The organism is Mycobacterium sp. NPDC050551 (genome assembly GCF_040674075.1).
Taxonomy (GTDB): Bacteria; Actinomycetota; Actinomycetes; order Mycobacteriales; family Mycobacteriaceae; genus Mycobacterium.
Genome location: NZ_JBFARC010000001.1, coordinates 610,670 through 633,316 on the forward strand (window position 1 = coordinate 610,670; position 22,647 = coordinate 633,316).

At 70.4% G+C, this 22,647-nt stretch carries 25 protein-coding genes and 1 pseudogene; 9 read left to right on the plus strand and 17 right to left on the minus strand.

Annotated elements, in window-relative coordinates:
- Positions 1-2 precede the first annotated feature (2 nt).
- Together AB0K11_RS02930 and AB0K11_RS02935 are read right to left on the minus strand one after the other, a co-directional pair.
- Entirely contained in the window at positions 3-743 is a 741-nt protein-coding gene (locus AB0K11_RS02930; protein ID WP_364971982.1) for a DUF6199 family natural product biosynthesis protein, read from the minus strand.
- A 530-nt stretch (positions 744-1,273) separates the two neighbouring features.
- Positions 1,274-1,450, minus strand: a pseudogene (locus AB0K11_RS02935) (DUF6199 family natural product biosynthesis protein); the annotation flags it as partial.
- 85 nt (positions 1,451-1,535) lie between these two features.
- Between AB0K11_RS02935 and AB0K11_RS02940 the strand changes: the two are divergent.
- Positions 1,536-2,423 carry a sulfurtransferase gene (locus tag AB0K11_RS02940; protein ID WP_364971983.1) on the plus strand — a complete coding sequence of 296 codons (888 nt, stop codon included), beginning with the start codon at positions 1,536-1,538 and terminating at the stop codon, positions 2,421-2,423.
- Positions 2,420-2,845, plus strand: coding sequence for a SufE family protein (locus AB0K11_RS02945; RefSeq protein ID WP_364971985.1), 426 nt, complete (start codon positions 2,420-2,422; stop codon positions 2,843-2,845). Before AB0K11_RS02940 ends, AB0K11_RS02945 begins: the two co-directional genes overlap by 4 nt.
- 20 nt (positions 2,846-2,865) lie before the next feature.
- Here AB0K11_RS02945 and AB0K11_RS02950 read toward each other — a convergent pair whose 3' ends face one another.
- Positions 2,866-3,180: a hypothetical protein gene (locus tag AB0K11_RS02950; RefSeq protein ID WP_364971986.1), complete on the minus strand. Its 315-nt coding sequence runs from the start codon at positions 3,178-3,180 to the stop codon at positions 2,866-2,868.
- Positions 3,181-3,501: 321 nt separating this feature from the next.
- Between AB0K11_RS02950 and AB0K11_RS02955 the strand changes: the two genes are divergently transcribed.
- The gene (locus AB0K11_RS02955) at positions 3,502-5,313 is read left to right on the plus strand and encodes an acetyl/propionyl/methylcrotonyl-CoA carboxylase subunit alpha (protein WP_364971987.1); all 1,812 of its coding nucleotides are present in this window, start codon (positions 3,502-3,504) and stop codon (positions 5,311-5,313) included.
- Here AB0K11_RS02955 and AB0K11_RS02960 read toward each other — a convergent pair.
- Together AB0K11_RS02960 and AB0K11_RS02965 are read right to left on the minus strand one after the other, a co-directional pair.
- Entirely contained in the window at positions 5,294-5,770 is a 477-nt protein-coding gene (locus tag AB0K11_RS02960; RefSeq protein WP_364971988.1) for a VanZ family protein, read from the minus strand. The genes AB0K11_RS02955 and AB0K11_RS02960 overlap by 20 nt on opposite strands.
- Positions 5,771-5,885: 115 nt before the next feature.
- Positions 5,886-6,710, minus strand: coding sequence for an alpha/beta hydrolase (locus AB0K11_RS02965; RefSeq protein ID WP_364971990.1), 825 nt, complete (start codon positions 6,708-6,710; stop codon positions 5,886-5,888).
- Between the two features lie 42 nt (positions 6,711-6,752).
- On the opposite strand from AB0K11_RS02965, the gene AB0K11_RS02970 reads away from it, so the two are divergent.
- The gene (locus AB0K11_RS02970; RefSeq protein ID WP_364971992.1) at positions 6,753-7,070 is read left to right on the plus strand and encodes a hypothetical protein; all 318 of its coding nucleotides are present in this window, start codon (positions 6,753-6,755) and stop codon (positions 7,068-7,070) included.
- Here the strand turns inward: AB0K11_RS02970 and AB0K11_RS02975 are convergent, their stop codons facing one another.
- Positions 7,071-7,607, minus strand: coding sequence for an NTP transferase domain-containing protein (locus AB0K11_RS02975; protein ID WP_364971993.1), 537 nt, complete (start codon positions 7,605-7,607; stop codon positions 7,071-7,073). It abuts the gene before it with no gap.
- Between the two features lie 57 nt (positions 7,608-7,664).
- On the opposite strand from AB0K11_RS02975, the gene uraD reads away from it, so the two are divergent.
- The 4 genes from uraD (at position 7,665) to AB0K11_RS02995 (ending at position 10,075) form a co-directional block, all read left to right on the plus strand.
- Entirely contained in the window at positions 7,665-8,147 is a 483-nt protein-coding gene (uraD, locus tag AB0K11_RS02980; protein ID WP_364973673.1) for a 2-oxo-4-hydroxy-4-carboxy-5-ureidoimidazoline decarboxylase, read from the plus strand.
- A 4-nt stretch (positions 8,148-8,151) separates the two neighbouring features.
- Entirely contained in the window at positions 8,152-8,472 is a 321-nt protein-coding gene (gene uraH, locus AB0K11_RS02985) for a hydroxyisourate hydrolase (protein WP_364971994.1), read from the plus strand.
- A gap of 3 nt (positions 8,473-8,475) precedes the next feature.
- Positions 8,476-9,396, plus strand: a complete 921-nt coding sequence (gene pucL / locus AB0K11_RS02990) for a factor-independent urate hydroxylase (protein WP_364971996.1) — start codon at positions 8,476-8,478, stop codon at positions 9,394-9,396.
- A 220-nt stretch (positions 9,397-9,616) separates the two neighbouring features.
- A complete protein-coding gene (locus tag AB0K11_RS02995; protein WP_364971997.1) occupies positions 9,617-10,075 on the plus strand; it encodes an STAS domain-containing protein in 459 nt (152 codons plus the stop codon).
- Here AB0K11_RS02995 and AB0K11_RS03000 read toward each other — a convergent pair.
- Both AB0K11_RS03000 and AB0K11_RS03005 read right to left on the minus strand, forming a co-directional pair.
- Positions 10,046-10,837, minus strand: coding sequence for an RNA polymerase sigma factor SigF (locus AB0K11_RS03000; protein WP_364971998.1), 792 nt, complete (start codon positions 10,835-10,837; stop codon positions 10,046-10,048). The two genes, AB0K11_RS02995 and AB0K11_RS03000, sit on opposite strands and share 30 nt — an antisense overlap.
- Positions 10,834-11,271: an ATP-binding protein gene (locus tag AB0K11_RS03005; protein WP_364973675.1), complete on the minus strand. Its 438-nt coding sequence runs from the start codon at positions 11,269-11,271 to the stop codon at positions 10,834-10,836. The genes AB0K11_RS03000 and AB0K11_RS03005 overlap by 4 nt, the downstream gene beginning before the upstream one ends.
- 239 nt (positions 11,272-11,510) lie before the next feature.
- Between AB0K11_RS03005 and AB0K11_RS03010 the strand changes: the two genes are divergently transcribed.
- Positions 11,511-12,530 carry a DNA topoisomerase IB gene (locus AB0K11_RS03010; RefSeq protein ID WP_364971999.1) on the plus strand — a complete coding sequence of 340 codons (1,020 nt, stop codon included), beginning with the start codon at positions 11,511-11,513 and terminating at the stop codon, positions 12,528-12,530.
- On the opposite strand, the gene AB0K11_RS03015 is transcribed toward AB0K11_RS03010, so the two are convergent.
- From AB0K11_RS03015 to AB0K11_RS03055, 9 genes are read right to left on the minus strand one after another with little or no spacing between them, the layout of a single operon-like run.
- Positions 12,524-13,822, minus strand: a complete 1,299-nt coding sequence (locus tag AB0K11_RS03015) for a UDP-glucose/GDP-mannose dehydrogenase family protein (RefSeq protein WP_364972001.1) — start codon at positions 13,820-13,822, stop codon at positions 12,524-12,526. The genes AB0K11_RS03010 and AB0K11_RS03015 overlap by 7 nt on opposite strands.
- Positions 13,819-14,772: a glycosyltransferase family 9 protein gene (locus tag AB0K11_RS03020; protein WP_364972002.1), complete on the minus strand. Its 954-nt coding sequence runs from the start codon at positions 14,770-14,772 to the stop codon at positions 13,819-13,821. The genes AB0K11_RS03015 and AB0K11_RS03020 overlap by 4 nt, the downstream gene beginning before the upstream one ends.
- On the minus strand, positions 14,763-15,452 hold the full coding sequence (locus AB0K11_RS03025) for an SDR family oxidoreductase (RefSeq protein ID WP_364972003.1): 690 nt from the start codon (positions 15,450-15,452) through the stop codon (positions 14,763-14,765). The genes AB0K11_RS03020 and AB0K11_RS03025 overlap by 10 nt, the downstream gene beginning before the upstream one ends.
- A gap of 14 nt (positions 15,453-15,466) precedes the next feature.
- Positions 15,467-16,855: a D-glycero-beta-D-manno-heptose 1-phosphate adenylyltransferase gene (rfaE2, locus tag AB0K11_RS03030; protein WP_364972005.1), complete on the minus strand. Its 1,389-nt coding sequence runs from the start codon at positions 16,853-16,855 to the stop codon at positions 15,467-15,469.
- Positions 16,848-17,417 (minus strand): SIS domain-containing protein, encoded by a 570-nt coding sequence (locus AB0K11_RS03035; protein WP_364972008.1) that lies wholly within the window; start codon positions 17,415-17,417, stop codon positions 16,848-16,850. Before AB0K11_RS03035 ends, rfaE2 begins: the two co-directional genes overlap by 8 nt.
- The gene (locus AB0K11_RS03040; RefSeq protein WP_364972010.1) at positions 17,414-18,430 is read right to left on the minus strand and encodes a glycosyltransferase family 9 protein; all 1,017 of its coding nucleotides are present in this window, start codon (positions 18,428-18,430) and stop codon (positions 17,414-17,416) included. Before AB0K11_RS03040 ends, AB0K11_RS03035 begins: the two co-directional genes overlap by 4 nt.
- Positions 18,427-19,923 carry an HAD-IIIA family hydrolase gene (locus AB0K11_RS03045; RefSeq protein WP_364972012.1) on the minus strand — a complete coding sequence of 499 codons (1,497 nt, stop codon included), beginning with the start codon at positions 19,921-19,923 and terminating at the stop codon, positions 18,427-18,429. Before AB0K11_RS03045 ends, AB0K11_RS03040 begins: the two co-directional genes overlap by 4 nt.
- Positions 19,920-21,575 (minus strand): carbamoyltransferase C-terminal domain-containing protein, encoded by a 1,656-nt coding sequence (locus tag AB0K11_RS03050; RefSeq protein ID WP_364972014.1) that lies wholly within the window; start codon positions 21,573-21,575, stop codon positions 19,920-19,922. Before AB0K11_RS03050 ends, AB0K11_RS03045 begins: the two co-directional genes overlap by 4 nt.
- Before the next feature lie 8 nt (positions 21,576-21,583).
- Entirely contained in the window at positions 21,584-22,576 is a 993-nt protein-coding gene (locus tag AB0K11_RS03055) for an NAD-dependent epimerase/dehydratase family protein (RefSeq protein ID WP_364973678.1), read from the minus strand.
- Positions 22,577-22,647: the final 71 nt, after the last annotated feature.

Consider the following 22,647-nt stretch of genomic DNA (forward strand, 5'->3'; position numbering starts at 1 on the left):
GGTCATCGCTGCGGTTCCGCATCGAGCAGGGGTACGACGTTGCCCGGCTGCGCCGGCGCGACAACCTTGCCCGTGATGTCGACGATCGCCGAGTCGGTGACGATCGGCACCGCCGGATCCGGGCGCTTGAAGAACTGCCGCTCGATGGTGAAGCCGGGCTCGGTCACGCGGCCCGCGGTGCACTTGTCGTACTCGCCATCGAACGGCGGCCGTTCCGGTGCCCACTCCACCCGCGGATTCAACTGCAGCGCATCTGTTTCCGAGTTCCGGACCGCGACGCTGTGCAGGCAGGCCCAGAGGTCCTTGTCGTCGATGTACTTGCCGCTGGCGGGATAGATGTCCCGCGGCGCCAGGTAGTAGAGGTCGTAGAATTCGCCCCGCGGGGTCTGTCTGACCGTGTAACCGATGACCGGCAGGGATCCACGATCCTCCGGGGGCGGGGCGACGTAGGCGTCGGTCGCCGCCTGCCGGTCCTCGCGGGCCCGCTTGTCGGCCTCCTGCTGGGCGATCACACTCTTGTACTCGCTGTCCGCCGACCAGAACATGATCCCGCCGAACACCACTCCGGCGATCAGGGCAAGCCCGCCGAGCGCCGTCATCAGGTAGGCGGCATCGCTGGGCTCGTTGGCCTCGGGATTGCGGAACTTCCAGGACTCGAACAGCCACCACATCTTTCGCGGCTGCAGCAGCATGAACAGGCCGATCGGGACGCCGATCAGCATCACCAGGATCGCGAATCCCACGGCTACTGCACCCCGGCGAGCAGCGGAACGGGATTGCCGGAGGCCGCAGGCACCAGCACGGCCCCGTCGGGACGGACGACGGCGCTGTTGGTGACGATCGTGGCGTCCGGCCTGATCTCGCCGATGCGGACGAAAGCGACGTCGGACGACCAGGCGTCGGTCACGCGACACGTCGCCTCGCTGGCGAGTGTGGCCTTCAACCCCGGCGTCCAGCCCAGCTGCAGATCGGCGGTGATCCGGTCGGTGTTGATGCCGCGGACCTGCCGCATGACCTCACACCCTTGCTCGGAGAAGAAGTTGAAGCCGCCGGCCACCGGCGCCGATCCCGCAGGAACGAGATAGGACATGTCGAGGAAGGTGGCGACGCCCTCCCGGGCCAGCCGGTAGCCGACGATGGGCAGCGCCCCACGCGACTGCGGACGTGACGTCAGGCCGGCCCTCGGGGGCGGGGTGCGCTTGGTGGTCGTCGTGGCCGGCCGCGAAAGCGCGTCGTCGCCGTTCGAGCTCCCGTTGGTGAAGGCCAGCAGCGCGACGATGACCGACACGACGATGACGAGGATCCCGGTGAGCGAGGACATGCCGTAGGCGGCCTCGCTCGGTTCGTTGGCTTCGGGGTTCTTGTACTTCCACGACTCGGTGGCCCACCACAGCTTGTCGGGATTGCGGAACAGCCACGCGCCGACCGGTACCCCGATCAGCAGGACCATGATTCCGAGTGCCACCCGAAAATCCTAAAGTCGCCGACCGGCCACTCAGCGCAGCAATTCCGGGCGCGGCGGTAGGCTCGCTGACGTGCCGCTCCCACCAGATCCCAGCCCCGCGCTGCAGGACTACGCCCACCCCGAACGCCTCGTCACCTCCGATTGGCTGGCGAGCAATCTCGGAAGGCCGGGCCTGGCCATCGTGGAATCCGACGAGGATGTGCTGCTCTACGACACCGGTCACATCCCCGGTGCGGTGAAGATCGATTGGCACACCGACCTCAACGATCCGAACGTCCGCGACTACATCGACGGCGCGCAGTTCGCCGAACTGATGGACCGCAAGGGGATCGCGCGCGACGACACCGTCGTCATCTACGGCGACAAGAGCAACTGGTGGGCGGCATACGCGCTGTGGGTGTTCACCCTGTTCGGCCACCCGGACGTCCGGCTCCTCGACGGCGGGCGCGACCTGTGGGTCTCCGACGGCCGCGACACCACACTCGACGTGCCCAACCGGCGCTCCAGCGGCTACCCCGTCGTCGAGCGGGACGACGCGCCGATCCGGGCGTTCAAGGACGACGTGCTCGGCATCCTCGGCGCCCAGCCGCTCATCGACGTGCGGTCACCTGCGGAGTACACCGGTGAACGCACCCACATGCCCGACTACCCGGAGGAAGGCGCCCTGCGCGGCGGGCACATCCCCACCGCCCGGTCGATCCCGTGGGCCAAGGCCGCCGACGACAGCGGACGGTTCCGCAAGCGTCCCCAACTCGAAGAGCTCTACGGGTTCCTGCAAGAGGACGACAAGACAGTCGTGTACTGCCGGATCGGTGAGCGCAGCAGCCACACCTGGTTCGTGCTGACTCATCTGCTCGGGCTGCCCGGCGTGCGGAACTACGACGGTTCGTGGACCGAATGGGGCAATGCGGTGCGCGTGCCCGTCGCCGTCGGGGAAGAGCCCGGCGAGGCGCCGTGAGTCCGGCCGCCGGGATGCCGGCCGCCCTCGCCGAGGTCGTCTCGGACTTCCAGGAGGTGCAGGGGCAGGACAAGCTGCGGCTGCTGCTGGAGTTCGCCGACGACCTGCCGCCGCTGCCGGCCGGCCTGGAGCAGGCCGCGATGGAACCCGTCCCGGAGTGCCAGTCCCCGTTGTTCCTGCACGTCGACGCCGACGACCGCGAGCACGTGCGGCTGTACTTCAGTGCGCCCCGCGAGGCGCCGACCACCCGCGGCTTCGCCTCGATCCTGGCCACCGGGCTCGACGACCTGCCCGCCGAGGAGATCCTCGCCGTGCCCGACGACTTCTACTCCGACCTGGGTCTGGCCGCACTGATCAGCCCGCTGAGGCTGCGTGGCATGTCGGCAATGCTGGCCCGGATCAAGAAGCGGCTGAGGACCTAGCGCTCAGGCGTGGGCTTCAGCTAGCTGTAGCACTCTTCGCCGGCTCTGGTGATGCCCACCCCGTACCACGCGTCTTCAGTCATCGGCTCCTCCGCCTTGGGCGACTGCCAGCAGACCTTCCAGAACTTCTCGACCAGTTGCTTCTGGTCCACGCCGTTGATGTTCTGGGTGTTCAGGACCAGATCCGGCTTACCGGCGGCAGAGGCGACCTCCGCCTGAGCCTCGTCCAGCGTCATGTCGACGATATCCGGCATCTCCGGCGGTTCCTGCGCCGTTGCGGTCGGCGCCGCGAGACCGCTCGCAGCAACCAGAATCGCCGAGGCGATGTTGATCACGTGTATCCGTTTAATCCGCATGAACTCCCCCTCAGCCCCGCCCGGAAACGAGATTACAGCAACCGATCGCCGGTCATCGCCTTGTTCGCAAGCCGTCATCTATTACGGCGCGCGATGCTGCAGGCGGGGCCCCGAACCCCGCCGCGATTCGTACACCCACCCCGCGTCGCAGAGGGCGGCCGGTGACCCGCGATCGAACCTACTTGCCAGTAACGACCACCGCCTCGCCGAGACCTCAGGTGCGGCGCTTAAACTGCCCGGGATAAGTTCTTAAAGACGTTCTTAGAGACGCCCGCGCAGGGCGATCCAACAGGAGGCGAAGTGGCCAGTCACGCCAGCTCGAAGATCACGAAGGTGCTTGTAGCCAACCGCGGCGAGATCGCGGTCCGGGTGATCCGAGCGGCGAAGGACTCCGGGTTGACCAGCGTGGCCGTCTACGCCGAACCCGACGCCGACGCCCCGCACGTCCGGCTCGCCGACGAGGCGTTCGCCCTCGGCGGCCAGACCTCGGCCGAGTCCTACCTGGTCTTCGAGAAGCTGCTCGACGCGGCCGCGAAGTCCGGCGCCAACGCCGTCCACCCCGGATACGGGTTCCTGAGCGAGAACGCCGACTTCGCCCAGGCGGTGCTCGACGCCGGCCTGATCTGGATCGGCCCCAGCCCGCAGTCCATCCGCGATCTCGGTGACAAGGTCACCGCCCGCCACATCGCCGCCCGTGCGCAGGCCCCGCTGGTCCCCGGCACCTCCGATCCGGTCAAGGACGCCGACGAGGTGGTCGCGTTCGCCAAGGAGTACGGCGTGCCGGTCGCGATCAAGGCGGCGTTCGGCGGCGGCGGCCGCGGCATGAAGGTGGCCCGCACCCTCGAGGAGATCCCCGAGCTCTACGACTCCGCGGTGCGCGAGGCCGTCTCCGCGTTCGGCCGGGGCGAGTGCTTCGTGGAGCGCTACCTGGACAAGCCGCGCCACGTCGAGGCGCAGGTGATCGCCGACACCCACGGCAACGTCGTCGTCGCGGGCACCCGCGACTGCTCGCTGCAGCGCCGCTTCCAGAAGCTCGTCGAAGAGGCGCCCGCGCCCTTCCTGACCGACGCGCAGCGCAAGGAGATCCACGAGTCGGCCAAGCGCATCTGCAAGGAGGCCGGCTACTACGGCGCGGGCACCGTCGAGTACCTGGTCGGCCAGGACGGTCTGATCTCGTTCCTCGAGGTCAACACCCGCCTGCAGGTCGAGCACCCGGTCACCGAGGAGACCTCGGGCATCGACCTGGTTCGCCAGCAGTTCCGGATCGCCAACGGCGAGCCGCTCGACATCACCGAGGATCCGACGCCGCGCGGCCACTCCATCGAGTTCCGCATCAACGGCGAGGACGCAGGCCGCGGCTTCCTGCCCGCACCCGGCCCGGTCAGCAAGTTCGAGGCGCCGCAGGGGCCCGGCATCCGGCTGGACTCCGGCGTCGAGACGGGCTCGGTGATCGGCGGCCAGTTCGACTCGATGCTGGCGAAGCTGATCGTCACCGGCGCGACCCGCCAGGAGGCGCTGGAGCGGTCGCGGCGCGCCCTCGACGAGTTCACCGTCGAAGGCCTGGCCACCGTCATCCCGTTCCATCGCGCCGTGGTGTCCGATCCGGCGTTCATCGGTGACGAGAACGGTTTCACCGTGCACACCCGCTGGATCGAGACCGAGTGGGACAACAAGGTCGAACCCTTCACCGGCGGTGATCCGATCGAGGAAGAGGACACCATCCCCCGGCAGACCGTCGTGGTGGAGGTCGGCGGCCGCAGGCTGGAGGTGTCGCTGCCCGGTGACCTCGCGCTCGGCAACGGCGGCTCGGTCGGCGGCTCCGCCGGTGTCATCAGGAAGAAGCCGAAGCCGCGTAAGCGCGGCGCCGCCGGTGGCGCTGCCGCCTCGGGCGACTCGGTCACCGCGCCGATGCAGGGCACCGTGGTGAAGGTGGTCGTCGAGGAGGGTCAGCAGGTCTCGGCCGGCGACCTCGTCGTGGTGCTGGAGGCGATGAAGATGGAGAACCCGGTCACCGCGCACAAGGACGGCACCATCACCGGCCTCGCGGTCGAGGCAGGCGCCGCCGTCACGCAGGGCACCGTCCTCGCCGAGATCAAGAGCGAGGGCGAATAGCCGCTGCGGGCACTGCGGGTTCACCGACGGGTTCGTCCCGGCGCCACGCCAGCCGGATGACCGACACGACGAGCACACCGAGCGTGGCACCAGCCGTGTTCGCCGCGATGTCGGACAGGCTGGGGTCGCGGCCGGGCAGCAATACCGCCTGGGTCAACTCGATCCCCGCCGACGCAGCCGCTCCGGCAAGCATGGCAAGCCACCACCGACGCCTCGTGAGGTAAGCCGCGGCCAGCATCCCGAACGGGATGAAGAGCAGGACGTTGGTGCTGAACTCGACGACGGAGAGTGGCGCGTGCGTGACGTGCCGGATCCACCGCAGGGACGGGTTCACCAACTCCTCGGTGCTCGGCCAGAACACGATCAGGGCGATCACACCCACGTAGGCCGCTGTCCACAACGTCAGGACTCGACGGCGGCGCGCCCTGCTCGCGGCGCGTGTGCGGGTGTCGGGCATGCGTCCTCACGGTTTGTCGTTCGACGGGCGCCGCTGCCTCGCATGACGTTCTCAACGGTACAGATGTGGTGCGCCCGCCACCGTCCTCGCCGGGATCAAGGACGCCGAGGAGCCGTCAGGACCGGATGAACTCCAGCAGGTCGGCATTGATGGTGTCGGCTTGCGTGGTGGGCATGCCGTGCGGGAAGCCCTCGTAGGTCTTCAGCGTCGCGTTCGCGAGCAGTTCGGCTGAGCGCGGCCCGGAGTTCTCGTACGGCACGATCTGGTCGTCGTCGCCGTGCATGACCAGCACGGGCAGCTGGATCTTCTTCAGGTCCTCGGTGAAATCGGTCTGCGAGAACGCGACGATCCCGTCGTAGTGGGCCTTCGCGCCGCCCATCATGCCCTGACGCCACCAGTTGGCGATGATCGCCTCACTCGGCTCGACCCCGTCCCGGTTGAACCCGTAGAACGGGCCGGACGGCAGCGCGCGGTAGAACTCGGACCGGTTGGCCGCGAGCTGCGCCTGCAGGTCGTCGAAGACGTCCTTGGGCAGGCCGCCGGGATTGGCGTCGGTCTTCACCATCAGCGGTGGCACGGCGCTGATCAGGACGGCCTTGGCCGCGCGGTCCTCGCCGTGGCGGGCCAGGTAGTGCACCACCTCTCCCCCGCCTGTCGAATGACCGACGTGCACGGCGTCGCGCAGGTCGAGGTGGTCGACCACGGCCTTCAGGTCGTCGGCGTAGTGGTCCATGTCGTGGCCGTCGCCGGTCTGCGTCGAGCGGCCGTGGCCGCGACGGTCGTGGGCGACGACGCGGTAGCCCTGCGCCAGGAAGAACAGCAGCTGGGTGTCCCAGTCGTCCGACGACAGCGGCCACCCGTGACTGAACACGATGGGCTGGCCCGACCCCCAGTCCTTGAAGTGGATGTCGACGCCGTCGTTGCTCGTGATGAAGGGCATCGGCTCATGCTACGCAGCGGACGCGAACGTTACAGTGCGCGGATGGAACCGATCGAGATCAACGCCGGCAGTTGGTATCTGCGCGCGCTGCGCGCCGACGATCGCATCGACGACCGGCCGTCCCTGGCGGACCTGGGCGAGACGGATCGGGACTACGTCGCACGCGCAGCGGCCGGCTGGGCGTCCGACGTCCGCTACACCTGGGCGGTGGCCGAGCCCACCACCGGCGAACTGCTCGCCGAGGTCGCGCTGACGCCGGGCACCGGATCGGTGTCGCTGCGCGCCCGGCCCGGGCATGCCGAGGCGGCCGAGCGGGCGGCCGAGGCGGTGCGGCGCTTCGCCGACTCGCTCGACGGCTGATCAGCTCTCGTCGATGTCGCGGCCGGTGGCCAGGTCGGCGCAGTCCACCGTCACCACGTCGGGGCGGGAACGCAGGAACGGCCCGGCCCCGCGGTCGCCACTGAGGCTCTGCAGCAGCTGCGGCCAGTGCCGCCGGTGCACCACCACCGGGTGACCGGGACGGCTGCCGTACACCGCGCGCGCCAGCCCGGACGGCGACTCCTGTGCCGCCGCCAGCACCCGCCGCACCACGTCGGCCCCGATGTCGGGGGTGTCGACGGTGTGCAGCACCGCCAGATCAGCCGACCCGATCGCCGTGATGCCCGCTCGCACCGACGCGCTCATGCCGTCCGCCCAGTCGGATGCGATCACGGCCCGCGCGGGCGGGGGCACCTCGACCAGCGCCGCGCCGAGCACCACCACCACGTCGGCGCATCCGCCTTCGGCCAGCGCCGCCACCGCCGTCTCGAGCCATTGCCCCTGCGCCGCAGCGGCTTTCGGCATTCCATAGCGGATACCTGCGCCGGCGGCCAGCAACACTCCCGCGGCATTCGACATGCGAACAGTGTGGACCTGGCCGATCCTGGAGCGGTGGCACCCCCGCCGAGCGCCGGGCTGGCCGACTTCAACGGTCTGCCCGGTCCACAACGCGTGCGACTGCTGACCGGCGTCTGCGCCTCACCGCGGTGGGCGCAGCAGGTGGCCGCCGGTGCGCCGTACGCCGACGTCGACACGCTGCTCGACGTCGCCGACCTGGTGCTCGCCGAGTTGTGCGAGGCAGAGATCGACGCGGCGCTCGCCGGCCATCCCCGCATCGGCGGGCAGGTCGACAACGCCGCGTCGGCGCGCGAGCAGGCCGGCGTGATGACCGCGGGTGACGAGGTCCGTGCGGAGCTCGCCGCGAAGAACCGGGCCTACGAGCGCCGGTTCGGGCACGTGTACCTGGTGTGCGCCAGCGGCCGGTCGGCCGAGGACCTGCTCGCCACGCTCACCGGCCGGTTGGCCAACGACCCGGGCACCGAGCGGCGGGTGCTGCGCGAGGAGCTCGCGAAGATCAACCGGCTGAGGCTGCAGCAGCTCGTCGGCGTGCAAAGGTGAGTTCATGAGCTTGTCCACCCACGTCCTCGACGCGTCCACCGGCAGGCCCGCGGCGGGTGTGCCGGTCACCCTCACCGACGCCGGCGGCGCGCTGCTGGCGTCGGAGAACACCGACGACGACGGCCGCGTCGCCGGCCTCGCCGATCGCCTCGAGCCAGGGGTGTACCGGTTGCGCTTCGACACCGCAACGTATTTCACCGCCGCAGAGGTCACCGGCTTCTACCCCGAGATCGTGGTGGCCTTCGAGATCACCGACGCCGCGGCCAAGTATCACGTGCCGGTGCTGCTGTCGCCGTACGCCTATTCGACCTATCGAGGGAGTTGAGCCGTGTCCGGCATCATCCTGGGCAAGAACCAGTACGGCAAGGCCGAGAACCGGGTCGTGCGCATCTACCGCGACTCCCCACGTCACGAGATCCACGACGTCAACGTCTCGACCTGCCTGCGGGGCGACTTCAGCGCCGCCCATCTGGCCGGCGATCAGTCCGATGTGCTGCCCACCGACACCCAGAAGCAGACCGTGTACGCGTTCGCCAAGGAGAAAGGCCTCACGTCCATCGAGGGCTACGGGCTGCACCTGGCGCGCCACTTCGTCGGTGACGTCGCGCCCGTGCAGGGCGCCCGTATCGAGATCGAGCAGTACTCGTGGCGGCGGGTGGTGGTCGACGGCCGCGAACACGACCACACCTGGGTGCGCGCCGGCGAGGAGGTCCGCACGGCCGCGGTCACGGTCGCCGCCGATGGTGACAGCGCCGGGAGCGGCGAGTGGGTGGTCGGGGGCTTCAAGGACCTCGTCCTGCTCAAGTCGACCGGCTCGGAGTTCGCGGGATTCCTCACCGACCCGTACACGGTGCTCGAGCCGACCCACGACCGCGTGATGGCCACCTCTTTGGTGGCTCAGTGGCGGTTCGCCACGGTGACCGGAATCGACTGGGACGGCGTCTATGCCGGCGTCAAGGCCGACATGGTGACCCAGTTCGCCACCGTCCGGTCGCTGGCGCTGCAGCAGACGCTCTACGAGATGGGCCGCGCCGTCCTCGAGCACCATCCCGAGATCGTCGAGGTGCGGATGTCCGCCCCCAACAAGCACCATTTCGCCTACGACCTGGCGCCCTTCGGCCTGTCCAACGACAACGAGGTTTTCCACGCCGACGACCGGCCCTACGGCCTGATCCAAGCCACCGTCACCCGGGACGACGCACCGCCCGCCGGGCCGGCCTGGGACCCGCAACGCGGCTGGTTGAGCTGAGACATCGGGGCCGCTGAGACATCGCTGAGCATTCGGTGAATCGATTGTCGGATGCACGAGTACCGGCGTAGGGTCATCTCAGGTTGAGTTCACAGCCAGCTGGATACGTCATCGGCGCGGCCGAACCTCGACCGTGACGCTGAAGGCTTTGAGGACGCAGGGCCTGAACAATTGACGTGACTCAGCGCGAACCGCGCACACCCCACCAAAGGGAGTCACGATGTCATCTTCACTTTCTCCATCATCACCGCCGACCTCGCCGTCAGACGCAGACCGGGCCGACGAACAGACCCGCAGCGGCGGGGCCACCTTCAGTACCGGGTGGCCGGAGCCGTCGTGCGCGTTGATCACCGCCCGAGGTGACCTCGACGCGGCCAACGCCAACGACTTCGTCGACTGGGCGATGCAGCACGCCGCTCACGCGAAGCGCATGGTGCTCGACCTGTCGGGTATCGAATTCTTCGGCACCGCAGCATTTTCGGCGCTACACACGTTCAACGTGCGGTGTGCGGGCGCCCGCGCCGAGTGGGTGCTGGTGCCCGGCCCGGCCGTGCTGCGGCTGCTGCGGATCTGCGACCCCGGCGCGATGTTCCCGCTGTGCGACGACGTCGACACGGCGATGGCCGCACTGCGGGGCGAGTCGCAGCGGTTACTGAAGCTGGTCGCGGAGCCGCGCTAGCGACTTCGCGAGCAGCCGCGACACATGCATCTGTGAGATGCCGACCCGCTCGGCGATCTGGGTCTGGGTGAGCGACTCGAAGAACCGCAGCAGCAGCACGGTGCGTTCGCGCTCTGGCAGTGCGGCCAGCAGCGGCCGCAGCGCCTCGCGGTTCTCGATCTGATCGAGTCCCAGATCCACGTCGCCGAGCGTGTCGGCGATCGCAGGCGCGTCCTCGTTCCCGCTGTTGCCGCCGCTGTCGATGGACAGGGTGTTGTAGGAGCTGCCCGCGACCAGACCCTCGACCACCTCGTCGCGGTCCATCCCGAGTTCTTCGGCCAGTTCGGATGCGGTCGGGGCACGGCCCAGCCGCTGAGACAGCTCGGCGGTCGCGGCGCCCAGCCGCAGGTGCAGCTCCTTGAGTCGCCGCGGCACCTTCACCGACCAGCTGTTGTCCCGGAAGTGCCGGCGCACCTCGCCCATGATGGTCGGCACGGCGAACGACACGAAGTCCGAGCCGGCGTCGACGTCGAACCGGATGACCGCGTTCACCAGACCGACTCGGGCCACCTGGACGAGGTCGTCGCGCGGCTCGCCGCGGCCGTCGAAGCGGCGGGCGATGTGGTCGGCCAGCGGCAGGCACCGCTCGACGATGCGGTCGCGGTGGCGCTGGAACTGCGCGGAACCCTCCGGCAGGCCCTGGAGTTCGCGGAACATCGCTGCCACGTCCGCGTATTCAGAGTTCGATCGAGACGACGAACCCTTCGACGAGGATCGAGTCACCGCAGTGAGCTCGCTCTCCTCGTGGTCATCGAGATCCCGAAGATCTGTCCGTCCGCCGCTTCATTGCCGTTCCGCTGGAAGGTCTGTACGTCGTCGGTCAGCGAGCTCAGGACGTGCCAGCTGAAACTGCCCTGGGCGAGCACGTCGGTGGTCTGGCACGTGGTCGAGGCGTCGACGACGACCTCCGTGTCGCGCGGGTGGACGGCGACCACCAGCGTCGAGTCGGGCACCGCGGAGCGGATCAGCCGTGTACAGGCCTCGTCGACCGCCAGCCGCAGGTCCGCGACGGCGTCGAAGTCGAGGTCCTCGAACGTGCCGACGGCGGCGACAAGGGTGCGCAGCACGGCCAAATTCTCCAGCTTGGCGGCCACCCGCAGTTCGACCGACCGGTCGGCGCTGAGGTGCCCATCGTCTGGATTGTCCGAATCCACCATCTGACCTCCCGGCAACATCGAAGCGAGATTACCCCAGGACGAATCCCAGCTAACCACCGGCGGCCCGGCATCCCGCGAAAACACACGTGTGACCGGTGATTCGACCGGGTAACTGCAACGCATGCCAGCCGCCGTCCGGGACCTGAGATGACACCGACACACTGTGCGCCGACCGTGTCCTCACCATGGTCCACGACCAATACCCCGGCGTCGGCCCGCGCCAAACACGGGATCCCCGCATGCGTCTTCGCCGCAGCGTAGTCACCGGGCCCGGACTGCACCGGGTGCGCCGGGGCAAGGGCTTCTCCTACACCGACGCCGAGGGCAGGCCCGTCACCGACAAGAAGACGCTGGAACGCATCGACGACCTCGTCATTCCGCCGGCGTGGAAGAAGGTGTGGATCTCACCGCACGCGAACGGTCACATCCAGGCGCTCGGGGTCGACGTGGCGGGGCGCAAGCAGTACCTCTACCACCAGCAGTGGCAGGAGGAGCGCAACGAGGAGAAGTTCGACCGGGTCCTGGAGATGTCCAAGGGGCTGCCGGACATGCGCAGGCAGATCGCCGCCGACCTGCGCGGCCGCGGCCTGGAGCGCGACCGGGTGCTGGCGCTGGCCCTGCATCTGCTCGATCTCGGGTACTTCCGCGCCGGTGGTGAGCAGTACGCCCTGGAGAACAACTCGTTCGGCATCGCCACGCTGTTGTGCGAGCACGTCACCGTGCAGCGCGACGCGGTCGCGTTCGACTTCCCGGCCAAGAGCGGGGTGCGCCGGACGCGGGTGATCGACGACCCCGAGGTGGTGCGGTCGGTGCGCGCGCTGATGCGCAGGCCCGAGCGCACCGAACGGCTGCTGGTGTGCCGCAACACCTCGGGTTGGCGCGACATCCACGCCGACGACCTCAACGCCCGGTTCAAGGAACTCGTCGGCCCCGAGTTCAGTGTGAAGGACATGCGCACCTGGCACGGCACCGTGCTGGCGGCGGCGGCATTCGTCGACGCCGACCCACCGGTCAATCAGAAGGTGATCAAGCGGGTGGAATCGGCGGTGATGAAGGAGGTCTCGGAGGAGCTCGGCAACACCCCGGCCGTGGCGCGGGCGTCCTACGTCGACCCGCGGGTGGTGAAGGCCTACGAGGGCGGCACCACCATCGCGCCTGCAGTGCGGCGCGCCGACCGCACCCGCCGTGCCGACGAGAAGCAGGCCATCATCGAGCGCGCGACCGCGCTGATGATCCGCAGGGTCGCCAAAAGTCAGTAGCCCGAGGGCGTTCCGTTGCCGAGGTAGATCAGACCGGCCCCGATGGGGCCCGCGGGGTCGAGCAGGTTTCGGGTGTCGACGACGACCGCCCCCGGGGCCTGCTCGGCGATCCGCGCCCAGTCCAGCTCGCGAAACTCCGGCCACTCGGTGAGCACCACGATCGCGTCGGCGTCCTTGGCCGCCAGGTACGGATCGTCCACGGCCACCACCGACGCCCGGCGCAGCGCGGTCTGGTCCAGGTTCGCAAGCCGCGGGTCGTAACCGCAGACCTGGGCGCCCCTTTGGCTCAGTTGCTCGCAGATGGTCAGCGCAGGCGAGTCGCGGATGTCGCTGGTGCCCGCCTTGAAGGTCAGCCCCAGCGCCGTCACCCTGGCCACGGGCAGCGGCACGCCCATCGCACGGGTCAGCGCGGCGGCGAGGTGATCGGCGTGCGCGGCGTTGGTCTCGCGCGCCGAAGCCACCTCCCGCAGTTCGACATTGCGCAGGCGTCCGGTGTGCAACAGCGCCGCGGTGTCCTTCGGCAGGCAGGAACCGCCCCATCCGGGGCCAGGGCGCAGGAAGTGCTGACCGATCCGCACGTCGGCTCCCATGCAGCGGGTGACGTCGCCGATGTCGGCACCCACTTCGGGGCACAACCGGGCCAGAGAGTTGATGTAGGAGATCTTCACGGCCAGGAAAGCATTGCTGGCGTACTTGGCCAGCTCCGCGCTCTCGGGAGTCATCCGCAGGATCGGCCCAGGGCCACGGCCGTACACCTGCTCCATCAGGTCCGCTGCGACCGCGTCGTCGGCGCCGACGACGATCCGGTCCGGATTGCGGAAGTCGTAGACGGCGTGGCTCTCCCGGAGGAACTCGGGGTTGGACACCGCGCGGATGCCGGTGCCTGCGAGCCGTTGCGCCGCCCGCCGGGTGGTGCCCACGGGCACCGTCGACTTCATCGCCAGCACCGCGCCCGGTCGCAACACCTCGGCGAGCGCGTCGACCGCCGCGTCGACGGCGCCGAGGTCCGCCGAGCCGTCCGGCCTGCTCGGTGTGGGCACGCATACGAACACCACGTCGCGGTCGGCCAGGTCGGTGTAGTCGGCGCTGAAGTGCAACCGGCCCGCGGCGAGCCCTTGCTCGAGCAGTTCCGGCAGGCCGGGTTCGTCGAGCAGGGCCACCCCCCGCGACAGTTCCCTCACCCGCACCGCGTCGACGTCGACGCACACCGTGTCGTGTCGTTCGGCGAGGCAGACGGCAGTGGTCAGACCGACGTAACCGGCGCCGACGACGCCCGTGCGCGGCGCCGTCATGCGCGTACCCGCAGCAGCGAGTCGACCGCGTCGAGCACCTGCGTCTCGGTCAGCCGCAACAGTCCGGAATGGGGTTCGTCGGCGTGCGGGTCACCGGTCTCCCCGGCCCACAGCGCGACGTGCGGTCCGCCGTCGCGCGGACCCCAGCGGTCCGGCGGCGTCGGCCCGAACAGCAGCACCGACGGCGCACCGGTGGCCGTCGCGATGTGCCCAACGCCGGTGTCGTTGCACACCAGCAGCCGACAGTCGTTGACGAGCGCCACCATGCCGAGCAGGCCGAGTGTTCCTGCCAGGACCGACGTGTCGGGCAGGCCGGCCTGCCGCGCCACCGAGCGGGCGAGGTCCAGCTCGTTGCAGTCGCCGGTGATCACCACCTCGTGCCCGGCGTCGTGCAACGCCGCCGCGACCGCGGCGAACCGCTCGGCCGGCCAGCGCCGTGCCGCCGCCGCCGCACCCGGATGGATCACCACCACGCCGGAGCGGTCCGGGTAGCCGTGCGGCCGGGCGATACGCAGATCCTCGGCGTCGCAACGTATTCCGGCCCACTCCAGCAGCCCGCACCAGCGGTCGACCTCGTGCACGTCGGCACGCCACGCCGGACCCTGCAGACCGTCGAAGGCGTCGTGCCGGTGCGTCAGCAGGGTTCGGGGCCGCATCGCGAGCAGGTCGTCGATGCTCTGCGGTCCGCTGCCGTGCAGGTTGACCGCGAGTGCAGGCGGGGTGCGCCACGGATGCAACCGGCCGAGACCCGGCGTCGGCTCCACCGCGTTGACCGCACCCGAGAGCTTGGCCAGGCCGCAGAACCGTTCCGGGGTGGCGAGCACGATGTGGGCGTCGGGGTAGGCCCGTCGCAGTCCGCGCAGCGCCGGTATCCCGGTGAGCAGGTCGCCCAGTCCCAGCGCACGAAGGACCAGGATGGTGTCCTGCGTCGCCGGGGCCGTCACGGCCATGAGGATTCCGTCGACGCGGCGACCACCAACTCCCGGATCTCGCAGCCCTGCGGTTGCGACAGCGCGAAGACCACCGTCTCGGCCACGTGTTCGGGGCGGTTGAGCTTGGCATCCGCCGGCGGCTTGTACTGCTCGTCGCGGTCGTCGAAGAAGGCGGTGTGCATGCCACCGGGGATCAACGTGGTGACGCCCACCTCGCCGGCGAGTTCGGCGGCCAGCGCCCTGCTGAACCCGATCACACCGAACTTCGACGCGCAGTACGCGGTGGCGTCGCTGACGGCCTTGATGCCCAGCGTCGAGGCGCAGGTGACGATCCGGCCGCCGGTGGCGCGCAGGTAGGGCAGCGCGGATCGGATGACGGCAGCGGTGCCGAGCAGGTTCACGTGCACGACGCGTTCCCAGTCCTTGGCCGAGACGTCGCCGAGCTTGCCGCACTTGTCGGTTCCGCCGGCGGTGAACACGCCGTCGATCCGGCCGTCGACCGAGTCGGCCAGGCTGCGCACGGCGGCGTCCACCGCCTCGGTGTCGGCGAGGTCGGCGTGGGCGAAGGCGACGTCGCCTGCGGGAGTGTTGATGTCGATCACCAGCGGTGTGCCGCCGTGCCGGACGACGGCCTCCACGGTGGCCGCGCCGAGGCCCGATGCGCCACCGGTGATGATGATGTTGCCGAGTTCGCTCATGGGTGTTCCCTTGCTCAGGATCGCGCCGCGGCGATCAGGTTGGACGAGGAGTAGCCGGCGACGGTGGGCAGCAGCACCACCTCGCCGCCGTGCCTGCGCACGACGCCGGCCTCCGGCAGGTCGTTCTCGGTGTAGTCGCCGCCCTTGACCCACACGTCGGGCCGCAGCCGCTCGAGTGCCTGCTCCGGGGAGTGCTCGTCGAAGATCACCACGGCGTCGACACAGGCCAGCGCCGACAGCACCCGGGCCCGGTCCTGCTCGGGCATCACCGGGCGGCGCTCCCCCTTCAGCGCCCGGACCGACGAGTCCGAGTTGAGCAGCACCACCAGCGCGTCGCCGAGTTGGCGGGCCTGGTGCAGCAGTCGGATGTGGCCGGTGTGCAGCAGGTCGAAGCATCCGCCGGTGGCCACCAGCGTGCCGCCGCGGCGGCGCAGCCTGTCGCGGACCTCGTCGAGGTCGCCGGTCAGGGCATTCGAATGGCCGGTGCCGGTGTGGTTCCCGCCGACGGGTGCCGCGCTCGACACTCCGACCGCGCCGCCGGTGGCCACGAACCGGCTTGCCGCCTCCACCGCGGTCGCAACGGCCGTGGGCACGTCGTCACCGGCGCCGAGTGCGACGGTGGCCGCGATCGCGAACCGGTCGCCGGCCCCGCAGGTGTCGCGGCGGCCGGTGGTCGCACCGGATGCGGCGGGCACCGGCACATGCGTGCTGCCCGACTCGGTGGCCAGCACGGCGCCACCGGCGCCGAGGGTCACGCAGACCGCACCGGCCCGCCACCGCTGCCGCAACCGCTCGGCGGAGTGCGCATCGCTGTCACCGCGTTCGGAGAAACGTTCCGCCTCGGCCTGATTGGGGGTGACCAGCCAGCAGCCCTGTGTCGGTGCGGCGCCGCGCGGGTGCGGATCCCAGACCACAGGAGTGCGTTCGGCGACGCGCGTCAGCAGTTCCCGCATGCCGGGGTGGGCGGTCACCCCGCGTCCGTAGTCGGCCACGCAGATCGACCGGGCGCCGTCGAGCACCTCGGCCACCTCTGCGGGCAGGTCACCGCCTGCGGCCGCGCCGTCACCGTGGTCCAGGCGCAGCATCGACTGGCCGCCGGCACGGATCCTCGTCTTGCACACGGTGCTACCCGTCATGGGCAGGGCGACCACCCGGACCCCGGCCGCGTCGAGCAGGCCGGTGAGCGCGCGCCCGTCGGCGTCGTCGGCGACCGGCGTCACCAACACCACGTCGCGATCCACCCGGGCCGCCAGCACAGCGGCGAGACCGGCGCCGCCGGGGCGGTGCCACACCCGCTCGGCGTCCACCACCGGTACAGGTGCCTCCGGGCTGAGCCTGGTTGCGCTGCCCTCGATGTCGACGTCGAGCATCGAGTCGCCCACGATCACCACCGGTTCAGCCATGGTTGCTCCCCAGCAGTTCGGCGTCCAGCGCGATGCACAGTCCGTGCACCAGCATCAGGTGGATCTCCTGGACGGTGGCGGTGGTGCCCGCCTCGACGCAGATCGCGTCGTCGCACATGGCGGCCAGTGGATTGGGTGCGGGACCCGCCAGCGCCCAGGTGGTGAGCCCGTTCTCATGGGCCGCCTTGACGGCGGCGAGGACGTTGGGACTGGTGCCGCTGGTGGACAACGCCACCAGGACGTCCCCTGGCCTGCCGTGCGCCCGCACGCCGCGGGCGAACATCTCGTCGATGCCGTAGTCGTTGGCGATCGCGGTGAGGGCCGAGGTGTCGGCATGCAGCGATATGGCGGACAACGGGATTCGCTCGTCCTTGAAGCGGCCGACGATCTCGGCGGTGAGGTGCTGCGCCTCTGCGGCGCTGCCTCCGTTCCCGCATGCCAGCAACCGGCCGCCGGCGGTGAGCACGCCGGCCAGGTGGCGGCCCCACGCGGTGACCCGTGGCGCCTCGACCCCGATGCGGTCCACGGCATCGGCCAGCGCGGAGATGTGTGTCTCGATCACGGCGTACCTCCCAGTCTGTCGACGGCGGCCAGCAGGTCGGCATCGGCGATGCCGTCCAGGCAGGGGTGTCCGGGCACGGGACACGTCCTGGCCCGGGTCAGCCGGCACGGCGCCTGCTGATCACCGAGCCGGATCACGTTGCGGCCGTAGGGGCTCCACTGCGATGCGGGCACGACCGGCGCGAAGAGTGACACCACAGGAGCGCCGACGGCGGCAGCCAGGTGCGCAGGCCCGGTGTTGGGTGTGACCACGACCGAGGCGTGCGCATACACCGCGCCGAGGGTGGCCAGTGTGGTGCTCCCGCCGAGGTCGGTGGCGCCGGCGACGGCCACCGCAGCGGTGAGTTCACGCTCCCCGGGGTCTCCGGTGACCACGACGCGGTGACCGGCGGCCCGCAGCGCCGCCACCATGCCTGCGCTGCGTTCCGCCGAGGGCCTGCGGGCAGGCACGGCGGCGCCGGGATGGAACACCACGAACGGCCCGTCGGCGACGACGGCGGCGAGGTCGCCGGACAACTCCGTCTGCCGGACCATCAGGGCGCCGTCGTCCCCGGCGGGCAGTTCGCAGCCGCCCGCGCGGGCCAGGGACAGCGCCCGTTCCGGTTCCGGAATGCCCTCGGGCACATGGTGGCGCAGGTCGAGCAGCGTCCCCGGGTAGTCCTCGCAGATCGCGCCGACCCACGGCACGGCCGCCATCCGGCAGATCAGCGCCAGCGGCAGCGGCGACTGGTGGAACGACGTGAACACGAACACCCGGTCGGGGCGGATGTCGCGCAGCTGCTTCACCAGCGACTCGACGTGATCGGACGTCAGTCCCGGCGAGTCGAAGTCCACCCACGGCGCCTGCCATTCGACGATCTCGTCGAGGCCGGGCAACAGTTCGGCGGCCGCCCGTCCGCGCGGACCGCAGAGCATCGTCACCGCGTCGTGTGCCGCGGCCACCGCGCGCACCGCGGGGCCGGTGATCAGCACGTCACCGGCGCTGTCCAGCCTGGCCACCAGCGCGGTGCTCATCGGCAGTCCCGGAGGACGAGGTCGACGGCGTCGACGAGCGAGGGTGCGACGCGGGCCAGCGAGCGGGCCTCGTCGACCTCGTGGGGCAGGGTGCGCTGCGTCGGCACCAGCACCGCGTCGGCGTCCGCGGACAGTGCCGCCGCCACGTCACCGCCGGTGTCGCCGATCATCACGCACCGGGCGGGGTCCACGCCCAGCGCCTCGGCGGCCGCCCGGACCATGCCGGGCGCCGGCTTGCGGCACCCGCATCCGTCGTCGGCGTCGTGGACACAGACCTGCCAGGTGTGGAACGGCCCGAGCTCGGCGTCCACCCTGGCGTTGACGGCGTCCAGCTCTTCCGTGCTGATCAGCCCCTTGGCCACCCCGGACTGGTTGGTGACGACGGCGAGCAGTAGTCCCTTGTCCCGCAACCGGTCCAGCGCGGCCGCCGCACCGGGCATCGGCCGCACCCCGGCGGGATCGTTGAGGTACGGGCCGTCCTCGATGATCGTGTCGTCGCGGTCCAGCAGCACCGCCAGCGGCGGATCGCGGCGCGCGGTGCGGAACATCCACTCGCCACGCAGCCGGTGCGCGACGGCGACGGGCGGAATCAGCGTGCTGGTCAAGGTCATCCGGCCGGCCTCGGCAATGGTGTGCGGTCCGGCCCAGAACCGGCGGATCGCGAACTCGGCGGTCAACGCGGCCCACGCGGCACCGGCCCATCGCGCCGTGCGCCATTGGCGGCCGAGCAGCGCGCCGGTCGCACCCACCAGTGCGGCCGTCGTCGCGGTGTGCAGCGGCAGCCGTCCACGGCCCTCGCCCACGGCTACCCGCCAGGTCCGGCCGTGCTTGCGGCGCATCAACGCGTTGTCGCGATTGCCGATCTGTGCGCGCACGCTGCTCATCAGGGTCGCCTGCGCGACCGGATGGGTGGACCGCCTGCCGCCGACGACGATGGTGTCGCCGCGCTGGGTGATGCGCAGCGCCAGGTCCGAGTCCTCGCGGTAGGCCCGCGGAAAGCGGTCGTCGAACCCACCGACGGCGACGAGCGCGGACCGCAGGTAGGCCATGTCGGCGGTGATCCAGCGGGCGTCCGCCAGCCGCTGCGTGCGCTTCTCGTCGTCGGTGGCGCGACGGCCCGGTGTCGCCGGCACCTCGATCACGGCCTGCGAGCCCGCGGCGCCCTCGGCGTCCGCGGCGGCCAGGTCCTCGGCGAGGCGCTCGAACCAGTCGGATTGGGGCAACACGTCGTCGTCGACGAAGCAGATCCAGCGCGCCCTGGTTCCGCGCCAGCCCACGTTGCGGGCGGCCGCCGGACCGCGGCCGCGGCTGCGCAGCACCGTCACCGACAGTGCGGTGTCGAACTGCAACGCCGGATGCGGATCCGGCCGGTCGTCCACCACCACGATGTCGGTGGGCTTCACACCGTCCTGCCCGTCGAGCTCGGCCAGCAGCCGGTGCAGCGACGGACGGCCGATCGTCGGGATCACGATGGCGAAGTCGTCGCTTCTCACCGCGGTCTCCGCACCAGGAACGGCCCGATCGCCAGCACGTCGATCGGCGAGCTGCCGAAGCACTCGAGGGCGTCGCGCGGGCTGTCGACCATCGGCCGGCCCGCGGTGTTGAAACTGGTGTTGACGACCACCGGGACCCCGGTGCGCTCGGCGAACCGGCTGATGGTGGCGTGCAGCACCGGCTGGTCGCGGTCGACGGTCTGGATGCGGGCGGTGCCGTCGACGTGGGTGACGGCCGGAACCCGGTCACGCCACTGCTCGGCGACGTCGTGGACGAACAGCATGTACGGGCTGGGAATCGGCCCTCCGGAGAAGATCTCGGCCGCGCGCTCGGCGAGCACCATCGGTGCGACGGGACGGAACTGCTCGCGACCCTTGACGTTGTTGAGCCGTTCCAGGTTGTCGATGCGGCGCGGGTCGGCCAGCAGTGACCGCGATCCCAGCGCCCGCGGCCCGAACTCCGAGCGGCCCTGGAACCAGCCGATCAGCAGGTCGTCCGCCAGGGCGTCACCCACCGCCGCGGCGAAATCGGCGGGCCGCTCGAACGGCACCGCCGCCTCGCGGAGCACGGCCTCGATCTCGTCATCGGACCAGCCCCGGCCCAGCGCCGCCGACGGCATCGGTGCGATCGGCTCGCCCGCCTCGCCGGCCAGCGACAGCGCCGCGCCCAGTGCGGTGCCCGCGTCACCCGCGGCCGGCTGCACCCATACGTTGCGAAACCCGCTGCGCTGAAAGATCTTCGAGTTCGCCACGCAGTTCAGCGCGACACCGCCGGCGAGGCAGAGGCTGTCGCTGTCCGTGCGGGCCCGCAGCCAGCCGGTCAGCTCGAGCAGCACCTCCTCCACGACGGTCTGCACGCTGCACGCCAGGTCGGCGTGCTCGGGCTCGGGCCGGGCCAGTGCATGCCCCTTGCCCGCGCCCGCCTGGCGTCGGGGCGTGAACGAGTCCCAGTCGACGGGTTCGGTGCGGAATCCGCCGTCTCCGGTGGCGTAGACCAGTTCTCGGAACCGGTCGGCGAAGCGCGGCGCCCCGTAGGACGCCATGGCCATCACCTTGTACTCGTCACTGGACCGGGTGAAGCCGAGGTGCTCGGTGAGCTCCTCGTAGAACAGGCCGAGCGAATGCGGCAGCGCCTGTGTGGCCAGCACATCGATCTTCTGGTCGCGGTAGCTGCCGGCCAGCATCGACGTCCGCTCGCCACGGCCGTCGACCACCAGCACCGCGCAGTCCGGATACGGCGACGCCAGTGCGCTCGAGGCGGCGTGGGCGACGTGGTGGCGCACATAGCGCACGATCCCCGGATCCAGACCGGGCAGCGCGCTCTGCAGGAAGCGCGGCGCCCGCTCGGCGTAGAGGGTGCGCAGGTATTCCCAGTCGCGGTCCAGACCGGCCAGATCCGCTGTGCTCTCGTCCATCAGGCGGGGGTCGTAGGAGTACCCGACGGCGTCGAGGTCGGCAGGGGTGAGGCCGGCCTGCTGCAGGCACCAGCGCGCCGACTGCACCGGCAGCTCCCAGGTCGAGAAGGGCACCGCCTGCTTGCCGTGCTTGCGCCGGGAGAACCGTTCCTCCTCGGCGGCCGCGACGATCTGTCCGTCCACCACCAGGGCCGCTGCGGGATCGTGGAACACCGCGTTGATTCCAAGAATACGCACGAGCTCCCCTAGACTCTCGAACCTGACTGCAGGACAACGGATCCGTCGACGGCATCGGTTTTCTGCCGACGGAACCACTCGACGGTGCGGGCCAGGCCGTCCCGGTAGCCCACCTGCGGTTGCCAGCCCAGCCTGTCCCCGGCGGCGGTGATGTCAGGGCAGCGCCGCTGCGGGTCGTCCTCGACGGCGGGCAGGAAGTGGATCTGCGATTCGTCACCGGCGAGGTCGCGGATGAGTTCGGCGATGTGCAGCACCGACAGTTCATGGGAGTTGCCGATGTTGAACGGGCCTGCGTGCTCCGAACGGGCGAGAGCGATCAGTCCGGCCACGGTGTCGTCGACGTAGCACAGCGAGCGGGTCTGGGCGCCGCTGCCGGTGACCGTGATCGGTTCGCCGGCCAGTGACTGGCGGCAGAACGTCGGCACCATCCTGCCGTCGTCAGGACGCATGCGCGGTCCGTAGGTGTTGAAGATGCGTGCCACCCCGACGTCGGATCCGCGGTCACGCCGGTAGGCGAACGTCAACGCCTCGGCGAACCGCTTCGCTTCGTCGTAGACGCTGCGCGGCCCGATCGGATTGACGTTCCCCCAGTAGGTTTCGGCCTGAGGATGCTCGAGGGGGTCTCCGTAGACCTCGCTGGTCGAGGCGAGCACCAGCCGCGCCCCGCACCGCCCGGCGAAGTCCAGCGCGTTCGCCGTCCCGATCGCGCCGGTGCGCAGTGTGTGCACCGGCAGCCGCAGGTAGTCGGCGGGCGACGCCGGGGACGCGAGATGGAACACCGTGTCGACGTCCGCGGCCGGCACGGTCAGCGGCTCGTTGATGTCTGCCTGCACGAACTGGTAACCGGGCCGGTCCAGCAGCAGCTTCTCCGCGTCGTGGGCGCTCGTCGACAGGTCGTCGACGCTGATGACCTCGGTCCCGTCGGCCAGCAGGCGTTCGCAGAGATGGCCGCCGACGAAACCGGCTCCACCGAGCACCACGACCTTCTTCAGTTCACGCATCATGCGCAGGTACCCCCGGCTCGATCTTGGAAACGCCGTTTGCACCCGGCCGCCCGCCCACGTCGAAGAGT